This is a genomic window from Streptococcus sp. HMSC063B03, from assembly GCF_001836965.1.
In the GTDB taxonomy this organism is placed as follows: Bacteria; Bacillota; Bacilli; order Lactobacillales; family Streptococcaceae; genus Streptococcus; species Streptococcus pneumoniae_F.
Genome location: NZ_KV831007.1, coordinates 297635 through 316372, shown reverse-complemented (window position 1 = coordinate 316372; position 18738 = coordinate 297635). Strand labels below are relative to the sequence as shown.

16 protein-coding genes are annotated in these 18738 nt (G+C 37.7%); 13 read left to right on the top strand and 3 right to left on the bottom strand.

The window, feature by feature from the left end:
* Nucleotides 1-55: 55 nt before the first annotated feature.
* The 4 genes from pcsB (at nt 56) to tsf (ending at nt 4966) form a co-directional block, all read left to right on the top strand.
* Nucleotides 56-1294 carry a peptidoglycan hydrolase PcsB gene (pcsB, locus tag HMPREF2628_RS01595; protein WP_004269801.1) on the top strand — a complete coding sequence of 413 codons (1239 nt, stop codon included), beginning with the start codon at nt 56-58 and terminating at the stop codon, nt 1292-1294.
* A gap of 206 nt (nt 1295-1500) precedes the next feature.
* The gene (locus HMPREF2628_RS01590) at nt 1501-2712 is read left to right on the top strand and encodes an aminoacyltransferase (protein WP_049491227.1); all 1212 of its coding nucleotides are present in this window, start codon (nt 1501-1503) and stop codon (nt 2710-2712) included.
* A gap of 356 nt (nt 2713-3068) precedes the next feature.
* Nucleotides 3069-3848 (top strand): 30S ribosomal protein S2, encoded by a 780-nt coding sequence (rpsB, locus tag HMPREF2628_RS01585; protein WP_007556349.1) that lies wholly within the window; start codon nt 3069-3071, stop codon nt 3846-3848.
* A 77-nt stretch (nt 3849-3925) separates the two neighbouring features.
* Nucleotides 3926-4966, top strand: a complete 1041-nt coding sequence (gene tsf / locus HMPREF2628_RS01580) for a translation elongation factor Ts (protein ID WP_033682512.1) — start codon at nt 3926-3928, stop codon at nt 4964-4966.
* A gap of 123 nt (nt 4967-5089) precedes the next feature.
* On the opposite strand, the gene cysK is transcribed toward tsf, so the two are convergent.
* The 3 genes from cysK to HMPREF2628_RS01565 all read right to left on the bottom strand — a co-directional run bounded on the left by cysK (nt 5090) and on the right by HMPREF2628_RS01565 (nt 7207).
* Nucleotides 5090-6016: a cysteine synthase A gene (cysK, locus tag HMPREF2628_RS01575; protein ID WP_070842127.1), complete on the bottom strand. Its 927-nt coding sequence runs from the start codon at nt 6014-6016 to the stop codon at nt 5090-5092.
* Between the two features lie 96 nt (nt 6017-6112).
* Entirely contained in the window at nt 6113-6556 is a 444-nt protein-coding gene (locus tag HMPREF2628_RS01570; protein WP_000863906.1) for a PH domain-containing protein, read from the bottom strand.
* A 15-nt stretch (nt 6557-6571) separates the two neighbouring features.
* Entirely contained in the window at nt 6572-7207 is a 636-nt protein-coding gene (locus tag HMPREF2628_RS01565; RefSeq protein WP_070842126.1) for a YigZ family protein, read from the bottom strand.
* A gap of 56 nt (nt 7208-7263) precedes the next feature.
* Here HMPREF2628_RS01565 and HMPREF2628_RS01560 point away from each other — a divergent pair, with 56 nt between their 5' ends.
* The 9 genes from HMPREF2628_RS01560 (at nt 7264) to HMPREF2628_RS01520 (ending at nt 18673) form a co-directional block, all read left to right on the top strand.
* A complete protein-coding gene (locus HMPREF2628_RS01560; RefSeq protein WP_070842125.1) occupies nt 7264-8562 on the top strand; it encodes an ATP-dependent helicase ComFA in 1299 nt (432 codons plus the stop codon).
* Entirely contained in the window at nt 8559-9221 is a 663-nt protein-coding gene (locus HMPREF2628_RS01555; protein WP_070842124.1) for a ComF family protein, read from the top strand. The genes HMPREF2628_RS01560 and HMPREF2628_RS01555 overlap by 4 nt, the downstream gene beginning before the upstream one ends.
* 79 nt (nt 9222-9300) lie before the next feature.
* The gene (hpf, locus tag HMPREF2628_RS01550; protein WP_004255322.1) at nt 9301-9849 is read left to right on the top strand and encodes a ribosome hibernation-promoting factor, HPF/YfiA family; all 549 of its coding nucleotides are present in this window, start codon (nt 9301-9303) and stop codon (nt 9847-9849) included.
* Nucleotides 9850-9984: 135 nt separating this feature from the next.
* Nucleotides 9985-11958, top strand: coding sequence for a DHH family phosphoesterase (locus HMPREF2628_RS01545; protein ID WP_070842123.1), 1974 nt, complete (start codon nt 9985-9987; stop codon nt 11956-11958).
* On the top strand, nt 11955-12407 hold the full coding sequence (rplI, locus tag HMPREF2628_RS01540; RefSeq protein WP_000864213.1) for a 50S ribosomal protein L9: 453 nt from the start codon (nt 11955-11957) through the stop codon (nt 12405-12407). The genes HMPREF2628_RS01545 and rplI overlap by 4 nt, the downstream gene beginning before the upstream one ends.
* Before the next feature lie 43 nt (nt 12408-12450).
* Nucleotides 12451-13803, top strand: coding sequence for a replicative DNA helicase (gene dnaB, locus HMPREF2628_RS01535; RefSeq protein ID WP_004263550.1), 1353 nt, complete (start codon nt 12451-12453; stop codon nt 13801-13803).
* Nucleotide 13804: 1 nt separating this feature from the next.
* Nucleotides 13805-14071 carry a Veg family protein gene (locus HMPREF2628_RS01530; RefSeq protein ID WP_001278169.1) on the top strand — a complete coding sequence of 89 codons (267 nt, stop codon included), beginning with the start codon at nt 13805-13807 and terminating at the stop codon, nt 14069-14071.
* 88 nt (nt 14072-14159) lie between these two features.
* Nucleotides 14160-15299, top strand: coding sequence for an SH3 domain-containing protein (locus tag HMPREF2628_RS01525; protein ID WP_049552675.1), 1140 nt, complete (start codon nt 14160-14162; stop codon nt 15297-15299).
* Between the two features lie 305 nt (nt 15300-15604).
* Entirely contained in the window at nt 15605-18673 is a 3069-nt protein-coding gene (locus HMPREF2628_RS01520) for an SIALI-17 repeat-containing surface protein (protein WP_070842122.1), read from the top strand.
* The last annotated feature ends 65 nt before the right edge of the window (nt 18674-18738 follow it).

Below are 18738 nucleotides of genomic sequence, written 5' to 3'. Positions count from 1 at the left end.
AGGCCTTTTTTTGGTATACTAGTAATGTCTTTAAAAGAAGGAGTATCTACGAAATATGAAGAAAAAAATCTTAGCGTCACTTTTACTAAGTACAGTAATGGTTTCTCAAGCAGCTGTTTTAACAACTGCGCATGCAGAAACTACTGATGACAAAATTGCTGCTCAAGATAATAAAATTAGCAACTTAACAGCACAACAACAAGAAGCCCAAAAACAAGTTGATCAAGTTCAGGAGCAAGTATCTGCTATTCAAACAGAGCAATCAAACTTGCAATCTGAAAATGATAGACTACAAGAAGAATCTAAAAAGCTTGAGGGTGAAATTACAGAACTTTCTAAGAATATTGTATCTCGCAATGATTCATTACAAAAACAAGCTCGTAGTGCTCAAACAAATGGAGCTGCAACAAATTACATTAATACAATTGTAAACTCAAAATCAATTACAGAAGCTATTTCACGTGTTGCTGCAATGAGTGAAATCGTATCTGCAAACAACAAAATGTTGGAACAACAAAAAGCAGATAAAAAAGCTATTTCTGAAAAACAAGTAGCAAACAATGATGCAATTAATACAGTTATTGCAAATCAGCAAAAACTAGCTGATGATGCTCAATCATTAACTACAAAACAAGCTGAGTTGAAAGCTGCAGAATTGAATCTTGCTGCTGAAAAGGCTACTGCAGAGGATGAAAAAGCAAGTTTACTTGAGAAAAAAGCTGCAGCAGAAGCAGAAGCTAAAGCAGCTGCAGAAGCAGAAGCAGCTTATAAAGCTAAACAAGCAAGTCAACAACAAAAAGTCGTTGCTTCTGGGAATACAACTTTTACAGCAGAAGTTCAAGCAGTATCAACTACTTCTTCGTCATCTAGTTCGTCTGAATCATCTTCAAGTAGTGCTTCAGCGGAATCAACAAGCTATACTCCTGCACCAGTGAAACAACATCCGACATACAGTACAAATGCATCAAGCTATCCTGTAGGTCAATGTACATGGGGAGTAAAAACTTTAGCACCATGGGCTGGTGATTACTGGGGTAATGGCGGTCAATGGGCTGCAAGTGCAGCAGCTGCAGGTTTCCGTACAGGTTCTACACCACAAGTTGGCGCGATTGCATGTTGGGATGATGGAGGATACGGTCACGTAGCAGTTGTTACAGCAGTTGAATCATCAACTCGTATTCAAGTTTCTGAGTGTAACTATGATGGAAGTGGAACTCAACCAATCGGAAATTATCGTGGATGGTTTAATCCGACAGCATCAAGAGGTACTGTAAGATACATTTATCCAAACTAATATACTGATTATTACTATACAAAGGGTGAGATCTTATTAATCTCACCCTTTGTATAGTGCTGGAAAAATTAATTTCATTATATAATTACTTGAACTTATTTTCTATTTTTATAATTATTTAATTAAAGTAAAATGAAATGTAGAGATTTAGTACGAGTGTAGCATGTTAATAAAAAATGGTTTCTAAGGGAGTCGGTGTTGAAGTTATGTTTAGGTATAAAATAAATGTTGATGCTAAAGAGTGGGATTTATTTTTAGAAAATCATCCTCAAGGAAATTTATTACAGAGTAGTGATTGGTCCAAGATAAAGGATACTTGGGGGAACGAGAGAGTTGGCTTTTATAAAGATAATCAATTAGTTGGAGTAGCAAATATCTTAATTCAGCCGCTACCATTAGGACTTTCTATGTTTTATATTCCACGAGGTCCAGTAATTGACTATGAAGATAAAGAACTTCTGAAATTTGTTCTTTTAACGTTGAAAAAACTTGCTAAAAAAAGCCATGCAATAATGGTTAAATTTGACCCAAGTTTATTTATCAGTAGAGGTCTTATTGACCAAGAAACTGTCCAAAATTCTATGGCTTTAGCAATTGTCGAAGAACTGAAAAAAAATAAAGTTTATTGGACAGGCTTAACAAAGGATATGGCAGAAAATATACAACCACGTTTTCAAGCTAATATTCATAAAGAAAATTTCTCACTGGATCAACTTTCTAAGTCTACTAGACAGGCCATCCGAACTGCAAGAAATAAAGGATTAGAAGTAAAATTTGGTGGACTTGATTTATTAGATGAATTTTCATTTTTAATGAAGAAAACAGAGTCTCGCAAGAATATCAGTTTACGAGGCAAAGATTATTATCAGAAGTTACTGGATACTTATCCTGATCACTCCTTTATCACACTGAGCTATTTAGATCTACCTAATAGACTGAAAGAAGTTGAGCAACAATTCGAAAAGAATCTAAAAACAGCGCAGAAGTTTACAGATAAAACGAAAGAAGGTAAAATAAAAGAGAATCAGCAAGAGAGAAAACGATTAAAGGAAGAAATTTCTTTTCTTAAGAACCATATTGACAGAGGGGATAGTATTGTCCCATTGTCTGGTACTTTAACTATCGAATTTGGGAAAACTTCTGAGAACTTATATGCTGGAATGAATGAAGAATTTAAACACTATCAACCTGCTATTCCTACATGGTTTGAGACAGCTCAACATTCTTTTGAACGAGGGGCTGAGACTCATAATATGGGTGGAATTGAAAACAATTTAGAGGGTGGGTTAATTAACTTTAAATCCAAGTTTAATCCTACTATCGAGGAATTTGCTGGTGAGTTTAATTATCCAACTAGTTCATTATATTTTTTGTTTAATCTAGCTTATAAAATTCGTAAGAAACTTCGAAGTAGATAAAATAAACTAATGATTTTGCCACTATATTAAATTTTAAAAAATTTAGCTATTAGAGCATCCCAGCAGTATATGTTGGGATGCTTTAAATTTAGAGTTTTTATTAGTAATTTAATGCTAAATTCCCAAACTAATTTCCACTTTGGCCTTCCAAGTGGAAGTTACTTTGAGAAGTTGGCAGAAATTATCTACTTTAAAAATCTACTAAAATAGCTTGAAAATATTGAAAAAGTATGGTAGAATGAAACTTGTCGTGTGAACGATAATACTCATTCTTGATGAATTGTGAAACAGTTGCCCTTGGGTCGTTTTGCGAGTTGAAGTCAAGAAGAGGAAAAAAACAAAAAGGAGAAATACTCATGGCAGTAATTTCAATGAAACAACTTCTTGAGGCTGGTGTACACTTTGGTCACCAAACTCGTCGCTGGAACCCTAAGATGGCTAAGTACATCTTCACTGAGCGTAACGGAATCCACGTTATTGACTTGCAACAAACTGTAAAATACGCAGACCAAGCATACGATTTCATGCGTGATGCAGCAGCTAACGATGCAGTTGTATTGTTCGTTGGTACTAAGAAACAAGCAGCTGATGCAGTTGCTGAAGAAGCAGTACGTTCAGGTCAATATTTCATCAACCACCGTTGGTTGGGTGGAACTCTTACAAACTGGGGAACAATCCAAAAACGTATCGCTCGTTTGAAAGAAATCAAACGTATGGAAGAAGATGGAACTTTTGAAGTTCTTCCTAAGAAAGAAGTTGCACTTCTTAACAAACAACGTGCACGTCTTGAAAAATTCTTGGGTGGTATCGAAGATATGCCTCGTATCCCAGATGTGATGTACGTAGTTGACCCACATAAAGAGCAAATCGCTGTTAAAGAAGCTAAAAAATTGGGAATCCCAGTTGTAGCGATGGTTGACACAAATACTGATCCAGATGATATCGATGTAATCATCCCAGCTAACGATGACGCTATCCGCGCTGTTAAATTGATTACAGCTAAATTGGCTGACGCTATCATCGAAGGACGTCAAGGTGAAGATGCAGTAGCAGTTGAAGCAGAGTTTGCAGCTTCAGAAGCTCAAGCAGATTCAATCGAAGAAATCGTTGAAGTTGTAGAAGGCGACAACGCTTAATTTATATAAATAGTATTACCTAGGAGGGCGGGGCTTAGCCCGGCTCTCCTATTTTTAAAAAATATAGGAGAATCAAAATGGCAGAAATTACAGCTAAACTTGTAAAAGAGTTGCGTGAAAAATCTGGTGCCGGTGTTATGGACGCTAAAAAAGCGCTTGTAGAAACAGACGGTGACATCGAAAAAGCGATTGAATTGCTTCGTGAAAAAGGTATGGCTAAGGCAGCTAAGAAAGCTGACCGTGTTGCTGCAGAAGGTTTGACTGGTGTTTATGTTAACGGTAATGTTGCAGCAGTTATTGAAGTAAACGCTGAAACTGACTTCGTTGCGAAAAACGCTCAATTCGTTGAATTGGTAAATACTACAGCTAAAGTTATTGCTGAAGGAAAGCCTGCTAATAATGAAGAAGCACTTGCTTTGACAATGCCTTCAGGTGAAACTCTTGAAGCTGCATACGTATCTGCAACAGCAACTATCGGAGAAAAAATCTCATTCCGTCGCTTTGCATTGATTGAAAAAACAGATGCACAACACTTTGGTGCTTACCAACATAATGGTGGACGTATCGGTGTTATTTCAGTTGTTGAAGGTGGAGACGAAGCACTTGCTAAACAATTGTCAATGCACATCGCAGCGATGAAACCAACAGTTCTTTCTTACAAAGAATTGGATGAGCAATTCGTTAAAGATGAGTTGGCACAATTGAACCACGTTATCGACCAAGACAACGAAAGTCGTGCAATGGTTAACAAACCAGCTCTTCCACACTTGAAGTATGGATCAAAAGCTCAATTGACTGATGAAGTGATTGCCCAAGCTGAAGCTGACATCAAAGCTGAATTGGCTGCAGAAGGCAAACCAGAAAAAATCTGGGACAAAATCATCCCAGGTAAAATGGACCGCTTCATGCTTGACAACACTAAAGTTGACCAAGCTTACACACTTCTTGCACAAGTATACATCATGGATGACAGCAAGACAGTTGAAGCATATCTTGAATCAGTTAACGCTTCAGTAGTTGAGTTCGCTCGCTTTGAAGTTGGTGAAGGTATCGAAAAAGCTGCAAATGACTTCGAAGCTGAAGTTGCAGCTACAATGGCAGCAGCCTTGAATAACTAATAATAAAAAGGAAGCCAAATTGCTTCCTTTTTTCTATGCAGTCGATCTTTATAGGGAGATATTCCTATTTTTTTAAGGTATAAATAAAAAGCCCTATAATAAGGGCTAAGTGTATTTAGGAGACTACACTTCAAATTCATAGAGTGCTGTAGACAAATAACGTTCGCCGTTATCTGGTGCTAGAGCAAGGACTTTCTTACCTGTACCTAATTTCTTGGCAACCTCGATGGCTCCGTAGATAGCTGCAGCTGAAGAAATCCCTACAAGGAATCCTTCTTTTCCACCAATTTCACGGCCGAGTGCTAGAGCATCGTCTGACGTTACACGAACGATACCATCATAAGCCTTTGTATCCAGTGTATCAGGAATAAATCCAGCTGATATACCTTGAATTTTGTGAGGACCAGGTTTTTCACCAGATAGAATAGCAGATTCATCAGCTTCCACTGCATAAACTTGAATGTTTGAATTTGCTGACTTGAGTGCATGAGAAACACCAGAAATCGTTCCACCAGTACCTACTCCAGCAACAAAGGCATCTAGTCCATCTTTACCGAAAGTAGCTAGTATTTCAGCTCCTGTTGTTCTTTCGTGTACTTCTGGATTAGCTGGATTGTCAAATTGAAGAGGAAGGAAACCATCACGTTCAGCAACGATTTCTTGAGCTTTAGCAATAGCGCCTTTCATTCCCTCACTACCAGGAGTTAGGACGAGTTCAGCACCATAAGCTTGGATAATCTTACGTCGTTCTACACTCATAGTTTCAGGCATAACGATGACGACTTTATACCCTTTAGCAGCACCTACCCATGAAAGTCCAATACCAGTGTTTCCACTTGTTGCTTCAACAATTGTAGAACCTGGTTTCAGAATACCGTCTTGTTCAGCTTTTTCAATCATGCTAAGAGCAATACGATCTTTTACAGAAGAACCAGGGTTGAATGCTTCAAGCTTTACATAGACGTCAGCAGCCCCTTCTGGCACGATGTTGTTGAGTTTAACAATCGGAGTTTGACCGATTAATTCAGTAATGTTGTTATAAATAGACATATGAATACCTCTTTGTATAAGATATTTCTAGTATAACGCTATCTATACCATTTGTAAAATATAGAAATCCTATCGAAGTGATAGGATTTTTTTATATCAAAGGTCTAAGCCGTTAATTTTCAAGCGATTGTGATAAGCTAATTCTAATAAATAGGTGTAAAGTGGAATGATATCCGTTTTCTTAGGGAATTCAAATTTATGAGCATTAAAATGCTCATTATGTGCTTTTAGAAAGACATTTTCTAAATAAGTAATAGTAATTTCACTATCATCTATACCTGCTCCAGCAGTTTCCATTTCAACGTTAACAATGTTCATCAAAAAGATTGATTTAATGGACATCTTACGACCAGTAGCGCCTTGTTTATCTGTAAAGATAATACGGATATTTGTAAATATAATTGAGTCACGAATCAGTTTATATCCACTTTGAATTTCTTCATTTTCTAGTAGATATTGTCCATATTCTTTGATAAGAGTTTCTTTGTTTTGCTCGCTAAAGTTACCAGCGAGTCCTTGAATGAATTTACCAAATGCCATATTTTTCTCCTTTGTTTACACTAAGTTTACAGGAACTTCAACTTCTCGTAAACCTTGATCAGTTAAGATAACTTTTCCATTAAAAAACTCTACAAGTGCAGCTTTAATAGTTTCTTTTTCTTCTTTATCAACATAAATCATCGTATCGACTTGATCTGTAAAGTTTGTATCCAGTTCCATGAGATCATGTTCCTTAAGGAAGTTACTGTACTCTTGATACTGAGCGTAAGACATTTGAATAGCAATGCCAGCTTGTTCTTTTATTTCAATGATGCCAATTTCTTTGACAGCTAAGGCGACACTACCGGCGTAGGCACGAATCAATCCGCCAGCGCCTAGCTTAATGCCACCAAAGTAGCGTGTCACGACCACACAGACATTAGTAAGATTGTGATTTTCTAGCACCCCAAGCATGGGAACGCCAGCAGTACCACTAGGTTCACCATCATCACTTGTCCGTTTGATTTCACTACGTTCTCCAATAATGAAGGCCGAGCAGTTATGCGTAGCTTTGTAGTGTTCTTTTTTGATGGCAGTAATGAAGTCACGAGCTTCTTCTTCGCTATAAACACGCTTGGCATGACAGATAAAGCGTGATTTTTTGATTTCTTCTTGGACTTGACTGTCCTCTTTAATTGTTCTAAATTGCATGATTTAATTGTACTAAAAAATTATCTAAAGCGCTAGGTTTTTACGAATAAAGAAGTATGAAAGTAAATCCAAATTATCTCGGTCGTTTGTTTACTGAGAATGAATTAACAGAAGAGGAACGTAAGTTGGCAGAGAAACTTCCAGCAATGAGAAAGGAGAAGGGGAAATTTTTCTGTCAACGTTGTAATAGTACTATTCTAGAAGAATGGTATTTACCTATCGGTGCTTACTATTGTCGGGAGTGCTTAATTATGAAGAGTGTTAGGAGTGATCGATCTTTATACTATTTCCCACAGGAGGATTTTCCGAAGCAAGATGTTCTTAAATGGCGTGGTCAATTAACTCCTTTTCAAGAGAAGGTGTCAAAGGGATTGATTCAAGCGGTAGATAAGCAGGAACCAACCTTGGTTCACGCTGTAACAGGAGCTGGAAAGACAGAGATGATTTACCAAGTTGTGGCCAAAGTGATTGATGAAGGTGGTGCAGTTTGTTTGGCCAGCCCTAGAATCGATGTGTGTTTGGAGCTGTATAAGCGACTGCAAGATGATTTTGCTTGCGAGATAGCTTTACTACACGGAGAATCAGAACCATATTTTCGAACACCACTAGTTGTTGCAACGACTCATCAGCTGTTAAAATTTTATCATGCTTTTGATTTGCTAATAGTGGATGAAGTAGATGCTTTTCCTTATGTTGACAACCCTACGCTTTACCATGCTGTCAAGAATAGTGTAAAGAAGAATGGCTTGAGAATCTTTTTAACAGCAACTTCTACCGATGAGTTAGATAGGAAGGTTCGCATCGGAGAATTAAAACGATTGAGTTTGCCTAGACGGTTTCATGGAAATCCTTTGATTATTCCTAAACCTGTCTGGTTATCCGATTTTAATCGCTATTTGGATAAGAATCGTTTATCACCAAAGTTAAAGTTTTATATTGAGAAACAGAGAAAGACAGGTTATCCGTTACTCATTTTTGCTTCAGAAATTAAGAAAGGGGAGCAATTAAAAGAAGTCTTACAGAAGGAATTTTCGCATGAGAAAATTGGTTTTGTGTCTTCAGTTACGGAAGATCGATTAGAGCAGGTGCAAGCTTTTCGAGATGGAGAACTGACAATACTTATCAGTACGACAATCTTGGAGCGTGGAGTTACCTTCCCTTGTGTGGATGTTTTTGTAGTAGAAGCCAACCATCGTCTGTTTACCAAATCTAGTTTGATTCAGATTGGTGGACGAGTTGGACGAAGCATGGATAGACCGACAGGAGATTTGCTTTTCTTCCATGACGGGTTAAATGCTTCAATCAAAAAGGCAATTAAGGAAATTCAACAGATGAATAAGGAGGCGGGTCTATGAAGTGTTTATTATGTGGGCAGACTATGAAGGCTGTTTTAACTTTCAGTAGTCTTTTACTTCTGAAGAATGATGCCTCCTGTCTTTGTTTAGATTGTGATTCTACTTTTGATAGGATTGGAGAAGAGAACTGTCCAAACTGTATGAAAACAGGATTGTCAACAAAGTGTCAAGATTGTCAATTTTGGTGTAAAGAAGGAGTTGAAGTCAGTCATAGAGCGATTTTTATTTACAATCAAGCTATGAAGGATTTTTTCAGTCGGTATAAGTTTGATGGAGACTTCCTTTTAAGAAAAGTCTTTGCTTCAGTTTTAAGTGAGGAGTTAAAAAAGTACAAAGAGTATCAATTTGTTGTAATTCCCCTAAGTCCGGAAAGATTGCTCGAGAGGGGATTTAACCAGGTTGAAGGCTTAGTTGAAGCAGCAGGGTTCTCTTTTCAAGACTTACTAGAGAAGAGAGAAGAGCGAGCTAGTTCTTCCAAAAATCGTTCAGAACGCTTGGCAACAGAACTTCCCTTCTTTGTCAAAAGTGGAGTCACTATTCCTAAAAAAATCCTACTTATAGATGATATCTATACTACTGGAACAACTATAAATCGTGTGAAGAAACTGTTGGAAGAAGCTGGTGCTGAGGATGTAAAAACATTTTCCCTTGTAAGATGAGGAAAAAATTTGCAAAAATAAAATGAAAGCGTTATAATGAAATCAGAAAAACAAAAATGTTTAGAAAGAAGGTACTCATATGATTAAGTATAGTATCCGTGGTGAAAACCTAGAAGTAACAGAAGCAATTCGTGATTATGTAGTTTCTAAACTCGAAAAGATCGAAAAGTATTTTCAAGCTGAACAAGAGTTGGATGCTCGAGTTAACTTGAAGGTGTATCGTGAAAAAACGGCTAAAGTGGAGGTGACGATTCCGCTTGGCTCAATTACTCTTCGTGCAGAAGATGTGTCTCAAGATATGTATGGTTCAATTGACCTTGTAACCGATAAAATTGAACGTCAGATTCGTAAAAATAAAACAAAAATCGAGCGTAAAAATAAAAATAAGGTAGCAACTAGTCAATTATTTACAGATGCTTTGGTGGAAGATACAAATGTTGTCCAATCAAGAGTTGTTCGTTCAAAACAAATTGATTTAAAACCAATGGATTTGGAAGAAGCTATTCTACAGATGGATTTGTTGGGACATGATTTCTTTATCTATGTGGATGTTGAAGATCAGACAACCAATGTGATTTATCGTCGTGAAGATGGCGAGATTGGCTTGTTAGAAGTTAAAGAATCTTAATTTCAATATGTGTAAAGGAAGGTTTACTAAATTGTAAACCTCCTTTTTCTTATAATTGATAGAATTACTGATTACACTTTTAAAAAGTCGCTTTTTGGTGGTTATTATGGTATAATGGGTGCCAAGAGGTTTGGAATGAAAAAATTTTATGTAAGTCCTATTTTCCCCTTAATATTAGGAATAGTGGCGTTCGGAGTGCTATCTGTGCAACTTGTTTTTGTAACGAATACACTGGTAACGCTATTTCTTTTGCTACTTATTTTGGGTTCATATATTTTACTATTCATCCATCAGAGAGATTACTACTCAAAGAGTGAAGTAGAACAAATCCAGTATGTAAACCACCAAGCTGAAGATAGTTTGACAACTTTGTTAGAACAGATGCCTGTCGGAGTTATTAAACTAGACTTATCGTCAGGTGAAGTTGAATGGTTCAATCCTTACGCTGAATTGATTTTGACTAATGAAGTGGGGGAGATTGATGTTGCATTAATTCAAACAATTATAAAGGCGTCTGTGGGGAATCCAGGTTCTTATGCCACCTTGGGTGAGACTCGCTATTCGGTTCATATGGACAAGATATCTGGTGTTCTTTACTTCTTTGATGTGTCTGGAGAATACGAAGCGACTGTTGAGTTAGTGACGAGTCGTCCGGTTATTGGAATTGTTTCCGTTGATAACTATGACGATTTAGAAGATGCGACATCGGAGTCTGACATTAGTCATATTAACAGTTTTGTAGCCAATTTTGTTTCAGAATTTGCTGGGAAGCATGCCATGTTCTCCCGTCGAGTAAGTATGGATCGTTTTTATCTGTTTACGGACTACACGGTGCTTGAGGGCTTGATGAATGATAAATTTTCTGTTATTGATGCATTCAGAGAAGAGGCGAAACAGAGACAGTTGCCCTTGACCTTAAGTATGGGATTTTCTTATGGTGATGGAAATCATGATGAGATAGGGAAAGTTGCATTGCTCAACTTGAACTTGGCTGAAGTACGTGGTGGCGACCAGGTGGTTGTCAAGGAGAATGACGAAACGAAAAATCCCGTTTATTTTGGTGGTGGATCTGCGGCGTCAATCAAGCGTACAAGGACACGTACGCGCGCTATGATGACAGCTATTTCAGATAAAATTAAAAGTGTAGATCAGGTTTTTGTAGTTGGTCACAAAAACCTTGATATGGATGCTTTGGGTTCTGCTGTAGGTATGCAGTTATTTGCCAGCAATGTGACTCAAAATAGCTACGCTCTTTACGATGAAGAACAAATGTCGCCGGATATTGAACGAGCTGTTTCATTCTTAGAAAAAGAAGGAGTTACGAAGTTGTTGTCTGTTAAGGATGCAATGGGGATGGTAACCAATCGTTCTTTGTTGATTCTTGTAGATCATTCAAAGACAGCTTTAACTTTATCAAAAGATTTTTATGATTTATTTACCCAAACCATCGTCATTGACCACCATCGAAGGGATCAGGATTTTCCAGATAATGCGGTTATTACTTATATCGAAAGTGGTGCAAGTAGTGCCAGTGAGTTGGTAACGGAATTGATTCAGTTCCAGAATTCTAAGAAAAATCGTTTGAGTCGTATGCAGGCCAGTGTTTTGATGGCTGGTATGATGTTGGATACTAAAAATTTCACCTCACGAGTGACTAGTCGGACATTTGATGTTGCTAGCTATCTCAGAACGAGAGGAAGTGATAGTATTGCTATCCAAGAAATCGCTGCAACAGATTTTGAAGAATATCGTGAGGTCAATGAACTGATTTTACAGGGGCGTAAATTAGGTTCAGATGTATTGATAGCAGAGGCTAAGGACTCGAAATGCTATGATACAGTTGTTATTAGTAAGGCAGCAGATGCCATGTTAGCTATGTCAGGTATTGAAGCGAGTTTTGTTCTTGCGAAGAATACACAAGGATTTATCTCTATCTCAGCTCGAAGTCGTAGTAAACTGAATGTACAACGGATTATGGAAGAGCTGGGAGGTGGAGGTCACTTTAATTTGGCAGCAGCTCAAATTAAAGATTTAACCTTGTCAGAAGCAGGTGAAAAACTGACAGAAATTGTATTAAATGAAATAAAGGAAAAGGAGAAAGAAGAATGAAGGTAATCTTTTTAGCAGATGTTAAAGGAAAAGGTAAAAAAGGCGAAATTAAGGAAGTACCAACAGGGTACGCACAAAACTTTCTTATCAAAAAGAATTTAGCAAAAGAAGCAACTGCTCAAGCTGTAGGTGAACTTCGTGGTAAACAAAAATCAGAAGAGAAAGCTCACGCTGAGATGATTGCAGAAGCAAAAGCAATTAAAGCTCAACTAGAAGCAGAGGAAACTATTGTAGAATTTGTTGAAAAAGTTGGTCCAGATGGTCGTACCTTTGGTTCCATTACCAATAAGAAAATTGCAGAAGAATTGCAAAAGCAATTTGGAATTAAGATTGATAAACGTCATATCCAAGTACAAGCTCCGATTCGAGCAGTTGGTTTGATTGATGTACCAGTGAAAATCTATCAAGATATTACAAGTGTAATCAATCTTCGTGTGAAAGAAGGGTAAATTTACACTTTCTTGACAAGATTGTAAAAGGAAGGGAAGTCTGATGGCAGAAGTAGAAGAGTTACGAGTACAACCTCAAGATATCTTAGCTGAGCAATCCGTTTTAGGGGCTATCTTTATTGACGAGAGTAAGCTTGTTTTTGTGCGAGAATATATTGAGTCTCGGGACTTTTTTAAGTATGCCCATCGTTTGATTTTCCAAGCTATGGTCGATTTATCCGATCGTGGCGATGCTATAGATGCAACAACGGTTCGTACCATTCTTGATAATCAAGGTGATTTACAGAATATTGGTGGCCTGTCTTACTTGGTTGAGATTGTCAATTCTGTGCCAACTTCTGCTAATGCGGAGTATTATGCTAAGATTGTTGCAGAGAAGGCCATGCTACGTCGATTAATCTCCAAGTTGACAGAGTCTGTCAATCAAGCTTACGAGGCTTCGCAACCAGCTGATGAAATCATTGCTCAGGCAGAAAAAGGCCTGATTGATGTCAGCGAAAATGCTAATCGAAGTGGATTTAAGAACATTCGAGATGTGTTGAATATCAACTTTGGAAATCTGGAAGCTCGCTCGCAACAAACGACCGATATTACAGGTATTGCGACAGGTTATCGTGATTTGGATCATATGACGACTGGTCTTCATGAGGAGGAGTTGATTATCTTAGCAGCTCGTCCGGCGGTTGGTAAGACAGCCTTTGCCTTGAATATTGCTCAGAATATTGGGACTAAGTTGGACAAAACAGTTGCTATTTTTTCACTCGAAATGGGTGCGGAAAGTCTAGTGGATCGTATGTTGGCGGCAGAAGGTTTGGTGGAATCGCATTCTATCCGTACGGGTCAATTGACTGATGAGGAGTGGCAAAAATATACCATTGCTCAAGGGAATCTAGCTAATGCAAGTATCTATATCGATGATACGCCAGGGATTCGGATTACAGAGATTCGTTCTCGTTCTCGTAAACTGGCTCAAGAAACTGGAAATCTTGGTTTGATTTTAATAGACTATTTGCAGCTTATCACGGGAACTGGTCGGGAAAATCGTCAACAAGAGGTTTCAGAAATTTCACGTCAGTTGAAAATTTTAGCTAAGGAACTGAAGGTTCCAGTAATCGCTCTAAGTCAGCTTTCTCGTGGTGTAGAACAACGTCAGGATAAGAGACCGGTCTTGTCTGATATTCGTGAATCTGGGTCTATTGAGCAGGACGCTGATATCGTAGCCTTTCTTTATCGCGACGATTACTATGAGCGCGGTGGTGAAGAAGAGGAAGGCATACCGAATAATAAGGTAGAAGTTATTATCGAGAAAAACCGTAGTGGAGCTCGTGGAACGGTGGAATTAATTTTCCAAAAAGAATACAATAAATTTTCAAGTATCTCAAAGAGGGAGGCATAAGATGTCAGATGCATTTACAGATGTAGCCAAGATGAAAAAAATCAAAGAAGAAATCAAGGCACATGAGGGACAAGTCGTAGAAATGACTTTGGAGAATGGTCGTAAGCGCCAAAAAAATAGATTGGGTAAGCTAATTGAGGTTTATCCATCCCTATTTATCGTTGAATTTGGGAACGTTGAAGGAGATAAACAAGCTAATGTTTACGTTGAATCCTTTACTTACTCAGATATCCTTACAGAAAAGAATTTGATTCATTATCTTGACTAAAGTGAGAAATTTTCTCACTTTTTCTTTTTTCTCCGAATAGTTTAAGTGAAGGGAATCTTCGATTTATATTATTTTTCAAGGAGGAAGAATGAAAATTTCACCATTTAAAGTAGCAGAGACAAGGTTTTCTATTAGAAAGTCAGTTAAAAAGGTTGTTCCTTTTTTAGTAGTAGGGCTGATGTTGTCGGCTGGAGAAAGTGTTCATGCAAACAGTTCTTATGCTCGTGGAGATGATTATCCTGCTTATTATAAAAATGGGAGTCAGAGTATTGATAAGTGGAGGATGTATTCTCGTCAGTGTACTTCATTTGCTGCTTTTCGCTTGAGTGGAGTAAATGGTTTTGAGCTTCCAGGAGCTTATGGTAATGCTGGTGAATGGGGTTATCGTGCTCGTCGTGAAGGTTATCGTGTAGATAATACACCAGCTATCGGATCTATTGCTTGGTCTACTGCAGGAGGTTATGGCCATGTTGCTTGGGTTTCAAATGTGATGGGAGATAATATAGAAATTGAGGAATATAACTATGATTATAAAGGTAATTATAATAAACGAATTGTAAAAGCAAACAAGATGACCGGTTTTATTCATTTTAAAGATTTATCAAGCAATTCTAAAGAAGTCCCAAGCAGTTCAAAAGATTCGACAAGCAATCATGTTGTGACCAGTCAATCGTCATCTTTGATGAAAGGAACTCATTATTTTAAGGTGGAGACTCCTATTAAAGATCAACCATTATTGAATGCAACTCCACTTGCATATTATTCTCCAGGTGAGAGTGTTCATTATGATCAGGTGATAGAAAAGGATGGTTACAAGTGGTTGAGTTATATTTCTTATAGCGGGAGTCGACGTTATATTCAGTTGGAGGGAGTGACTTCGTCACAAAATCAATCAGTAAATAAATCTAATCATGGTTCAAATAATGGATTGACTGTGGGTTGGAAGAAAATAAATGGTAGTTGGTATTATTTCAAATCAGATGGTTCTAAGTCGACGGGATGGCTGAAAGATGGTTCTACCTGGTATTATTTGAAATCATCTGGTGAAATGCAGACAGGCTGGTTACAGGAGAAAGGATTTTGGTATTATCTAGATGATTCAGGGGCAATGAAAACGGGCTGGTATCAAGTCTCTGGTAAGTGGTATTATTCTTACTCTTCAGGTGAGCTAGCTGTTAATACAATAGTAGACGGTTATACTGTAAATCATAATGGTGAGTGGATTTAATTTTAAGTAATTGAATCTGAACAGGAGAGAAATCTCCTGTTTTTTTGTTTAAACTAGAGTTTTTATGAAGAGTTAAGATATCTGAATTGGATTCGAAACTATAATTTGCTATAGAAAATGAAAGTGATGAAAAGAAAGAAAAAAAGAAAGCTAGTAAAACATGCGTTACTTTCTTGAAGTTTTTTATAGCCTCAAAATACATTATATTAATAATAAAGTATATATAATATAACATATTTCTTGATTTCACTCAAAAAAAGGTTTATAATGTACATAAATATGATTCTCAAAAAGAGGTACACAAGATGAACAAAAAGAAAATGATTTTAACCAGTTTGGCTAGTGTAGCTGTTTTAGGTGCTACATTTGTTGCATCTCAACCGTCAGTTGTGAAAGCTGATGACAAACCTACAGCTGCTCAACCTACTGGAGAAACTAAGCCTACACTTACGGCTGAAACTCCAAAAACTGAGGTAGAAAAAGCAAAAGAAACTGAAAAAGAAGCTAATGCTAAAGTTGATGCAGCGCAAGAAAAAGTAGATACAACAACTACTACAGCAACTGATGCAGCTGCAAAACTTGAAACAGAGAAAAAAGAAGCTGCTGACGCTGAAACTGCAAAAGTCGAAGCTGAAAAAGCTAAAAAGACTGCTGATGACGAATTAGCTAATGCTAAATCTAAAGCAGCTGAAGCTGACGCTAAAGCAAAAGAAGAGGCCGCAAAAGAAGAAGCAGCCGCAAAAGAAGAAGCTGAAGCTAAAGAAGGTTTAACTGAAGCTTTGAAACAAATGCCTGATAACGAATTGCTTGATAAAAAAGCAAAAGAAGAATTATTAAAGGCTGTTGAGTCTGGTGAATTAAGTGCCTCTGATATTCTTGCTGAGTTAGCAGATGATGCTGAAAAAGCACAAGATACTAATCCAACAATTAAAACAGAAACTCCTGTATCTAAGGACAAGCTTCCTGAAGAGGTTCAAGCGGGAATTGATGAAGGTGAAGCAGCGGATGCTGCTCGTCCTGCATCAGAAAAATTGCAAGACAAAGCTGATGATTTAACTGAAACAATTGAAAACTTAACGGATGATGCTGAGAAATTAAAAGCTGATGCTGAAAAGAAAGCTGAAACACTAAAAAAACAGGAAGATACTTTAAAAGAAGCAAAAGAAGCTCTTAAATCCGCTAAAGATAACGGATTTGCTGAAGATATCACAGCACCATTAGAAAAAGCTGTAACTGCGATTGAAAAAGAACGTGATACTGCCAAATCTGAATTTGACGAAGCTGCTGAGAAAGTTCAAGATGCTACAGCTGAAATTCAAGATTTAACTGAAAAACGTGATAATCTTCTTGAAGAAGTAAAAAAAGCAGAAGCAAAAGAAGCTGCAGAACCAGCTAAACCAGCAGAAGAAACTCCAGAGGAAGAAGCTGAACCAACCGAAGCTGAAAAAGCTGCTAAAGCTAAAGCAGAAGCTGATGCTAAAGTTGCTGAATTAGAGAAGAAAGTTGCTGAAGAAGCTAAAAAAGTAGAAGAAGCTACAGCTAAAGCTAAAAAAGAAGCTGTTGATGTAACTGCTGCTGAGACTGCAAAAGCAGAAGCAGACAAAGCTAAAGCTGATGCAGAAGCTGAATTAGCTAAGGCTAAAGAAGAAGCAGCTAAAGCAAAAGCTAAAGTTGAAGAAGAAGTTAAAAAAGAAGAAGACGCTAAAAAAGAAGAAGCAGATAACTTAGAAGCTTTGAAAGGTGCTTTAGAGCAACTTGAAAAAAAAGCTGAAGATAAAGTCAACAAGGATGCTAGCATCAAGCCAGAAGATAAAGCGAAAGCTATCGAAGAAGCAAAAGCTGAAATCGGTAAAGAAGCTTTATTAAAAGCGATTGAAGATGGAGTTCTTACAGCTACTCAAGCTATAGATGAATTCCTCAACGATGCTAACACAAAAGATAAAGCTCCTGAAGCTTATAAAACTAAAGAATTAACTGCTGACGAAACTAAAAAAATTGAAGAAGCAGCTAAAAAAGAAGCTTCTAAACCAATTGTCAAAAAACTTACAGACATTGCTGATGATTTAGCTGAAAAAATTGAAAAATTAACTAAAGAAGCTGAGGAAGATAAGGCTGACGCTGCTGAAAAAGCTAAGGTAGTAGAAGAGAAAAATGCTACATTAGAGAAACAAAACGAAACTTTAGAAAAAGCTAAAACTGCTCTTGAAACTGCTAAGAAATACAATGCGGATCAAGCTATCCAAGATGGATTGCAAGATGCTGTAACTAAACTAGAAGTTTCAGTTGCTTCTGCTAAAGCAGCAGCTGAAGAAGCTAAGGCCAATTTCGACGAAGTGAACGAAGCAGTTCAAGAGGATGACGATGCAATTGCCAAACTAACTGAGAATTACAACGCAACTTTAGGTTACATCGAAAACTTAAAAGAAGTTCCTAAGGGTGAAGAATCGAAAGACTTTAGTGGTGGTGTAAGTCCTAGTGATGCACCTTCTGATGATGCTAAACAACCTGACCAAGTTCCAAGTGCTCCTAACTCTCCTGAATTCAACGGTGGTGTGAATCCTAGTGACTCTCCTGCTGGGGATAATGGCTCTGATTTCAATGGTGGGGTAAATGATGCAACACCTCCTACTGTAGCTGATGCTCCTGAATATAGTGGAGGAGTTAATGCGGCTGATGCTCCTGTAGCTGAGGTAGCCCCTGAATTCACTGGAACTCTTGCAACCAATACACCTGTGAATGAAAATGGAGAAGCATTATTGCCTCCTGTAGCTGCGGTAGCTCAAGAATTCACTGGAACTCTTGCAACCAATACACCTGTGAATGAAAACGGAGAAGCATTATTATCTCCTGTAGCTGAGGTAGCTCCAGAATTCAACAGTGGAGTTAATAGTTTAGAAGCAGCTGTTAATGAAGTTCCAGAATATAAAGGTGGTGCTAATTTTGTCTTAGCAGCTGTTAACGAAGTTCCAGAATATACAGGGCCTTTATCTACAAATGGTGAAGACGCTACAGTGAATAATGTTCCTGCATACGGAGAAACCGGCGCCCCAGCAATTACTGAAGTCCCAGCGTATGCAGAGACAGGCGCCCCAGCAATTAACGAAGTTCCAGCGTATGCAGAGACAGGTGCCCCAGCAATTACTGAAGTTCCAGCGTATGCAGAAACCGACGCCCCAGCAATTAACGAAGTTCCAGAATATACTCTTACAACAGCAGGTACTAACAAGGATAATACTTATCAAGCACCAGCAGCAAAAGCAGAAGATAAAAAAGAACTTCCAAATACTGGTGGTAAAGATAATGCTGCAGTTGCATCATTAGGATTCCTTGGATTGTTCCTTGGTGCCCTTCCATTTGTGAAACGTAAAAACTAATTCATTTCGTAGTTTGAAAGAGAGGGAGTAACTTCCTTCTCTTTTTTAGATTATCTTAGTTTCTC

What these genes read in the sequence shown, in the direction of transcription:
- pcsB (WP_004269801.1), top strand. Translation starts at nt 56, where the DNA reads ATGAAGAAAAAAATCTTAGCGTCACTTTTACTAAGTACAGTAATGGTT.
- HMPREF2628_RS01590 (WP_049491227.1), top strand. Translation starts at nt 1,501, where the DNA reads ATGTTTAGGTATAAAATAAATGTTGATGCTAAAGAGTGGGATTTATTT.
- rpsB (WP_007556349.1), top strand. Translation starts at nt 3,069, where the DNA reads ATGGCAGTAATTTCAATGAAACAACTTCTTGAGGCTGGTGTACACTTT.
- tsf (WP_033682512.1), top strand. Translation starts at nt 3,926, where the DNA reads ATGGCAGAAATTACAGCTAAACTTGTAAAAGAGTTGCGTGAAAAATCT.
- cysK (WP_070842127.1), bottom strand. Translation starts at nt 6,016, where the DNA reads ATGTCTATTTATAACAACATTACTGAATTAATCGGTCAAACTCCGATT.
- HMPREF2628_RS01570 (WP_000863906.1), bottom strand. Translation starts at nt 6,556, where the DNA reads ATGGCATTTGGTAAATTCATTCAAGGACTCGCTGGTAACTTTAGCGAG.
- HMPREF2628_RS01565 (WP_070842126.1), bottom strand. Translation starts at nt 7,207, where the DNA reads ATGCAATTTAGAACAATTAAAGAGGACAGTCAAGTCCAAGAAGAAATC.
- HMPREF2628_RS01560 (WP_070842125.1), top strand. Translation starts at nt 7,264, where the DNA reads ATGAAAGTAAATCCAAATTATCTCGGTCGTTTGTTTACTGAGAATGAA.
- HMPREF2628_RS01555 (WP_070842124.1), top strand. Translation starts at nt 8,559, where the DNA reads ATGAAGTGTTTATTATGTGGGCAGACTATGAAGGCTGTTTTAACTTTC.
- hpf (WP_004255322.1), top strand. Translation starts at nt 9,301, where the DNA reads ATGATTAAGTATAGTATCCGTGGTGAAAACCTAGAAGTAACAGAAGCA.
- HMPREF2628_RS01545 (WP_070842123.1), top strand. Translation starts at nt 9,985, where the DNA reads ATGAAAAAATTTTATGTAAGTCCTATTTTCCCCTTAATATTAGGAATA.
- rplI (WP_000864213.1), top strand. Translation starts at nt 11,955, where the DNA reads ATGAAGGTAATCTTTTTAGCAGATGTTAAAGGAAAAGGTAAAAAAGGC.
- dnaB (WP_004263550.1), top strand. Translation starts at nt 12,451, where the DNA reads ATGGCAGAAGTAGAAGAGTTACGAGTACAACCTCAAGATATCTTAGCT.
- HMPREF2628_RS01530 (WP_001278169.1), top strand. Translation starts at nt 13,805, where the DNA reads ATGTCAGATGCATTTACAGATGTAGCCAAGATGAAAAAAATCAAAGAA.
- HMPREF2628_RS01525 (WP_049552675.1), top strand. Translation starts at nt 14,160, where the DNA reads ATGAAAATTTCACCATTTAAAGTAGCAGAGACAAGGTTTTCTATTAGA.
- HMPREF2628_RS01520 (WP_070842122.1), top strand. Translation starts at nt 15,605, where the DNA reads ATGAACAAAAAGAAAATGATTTTAACCAGTTTGGCTAGTGTAGCTGTT.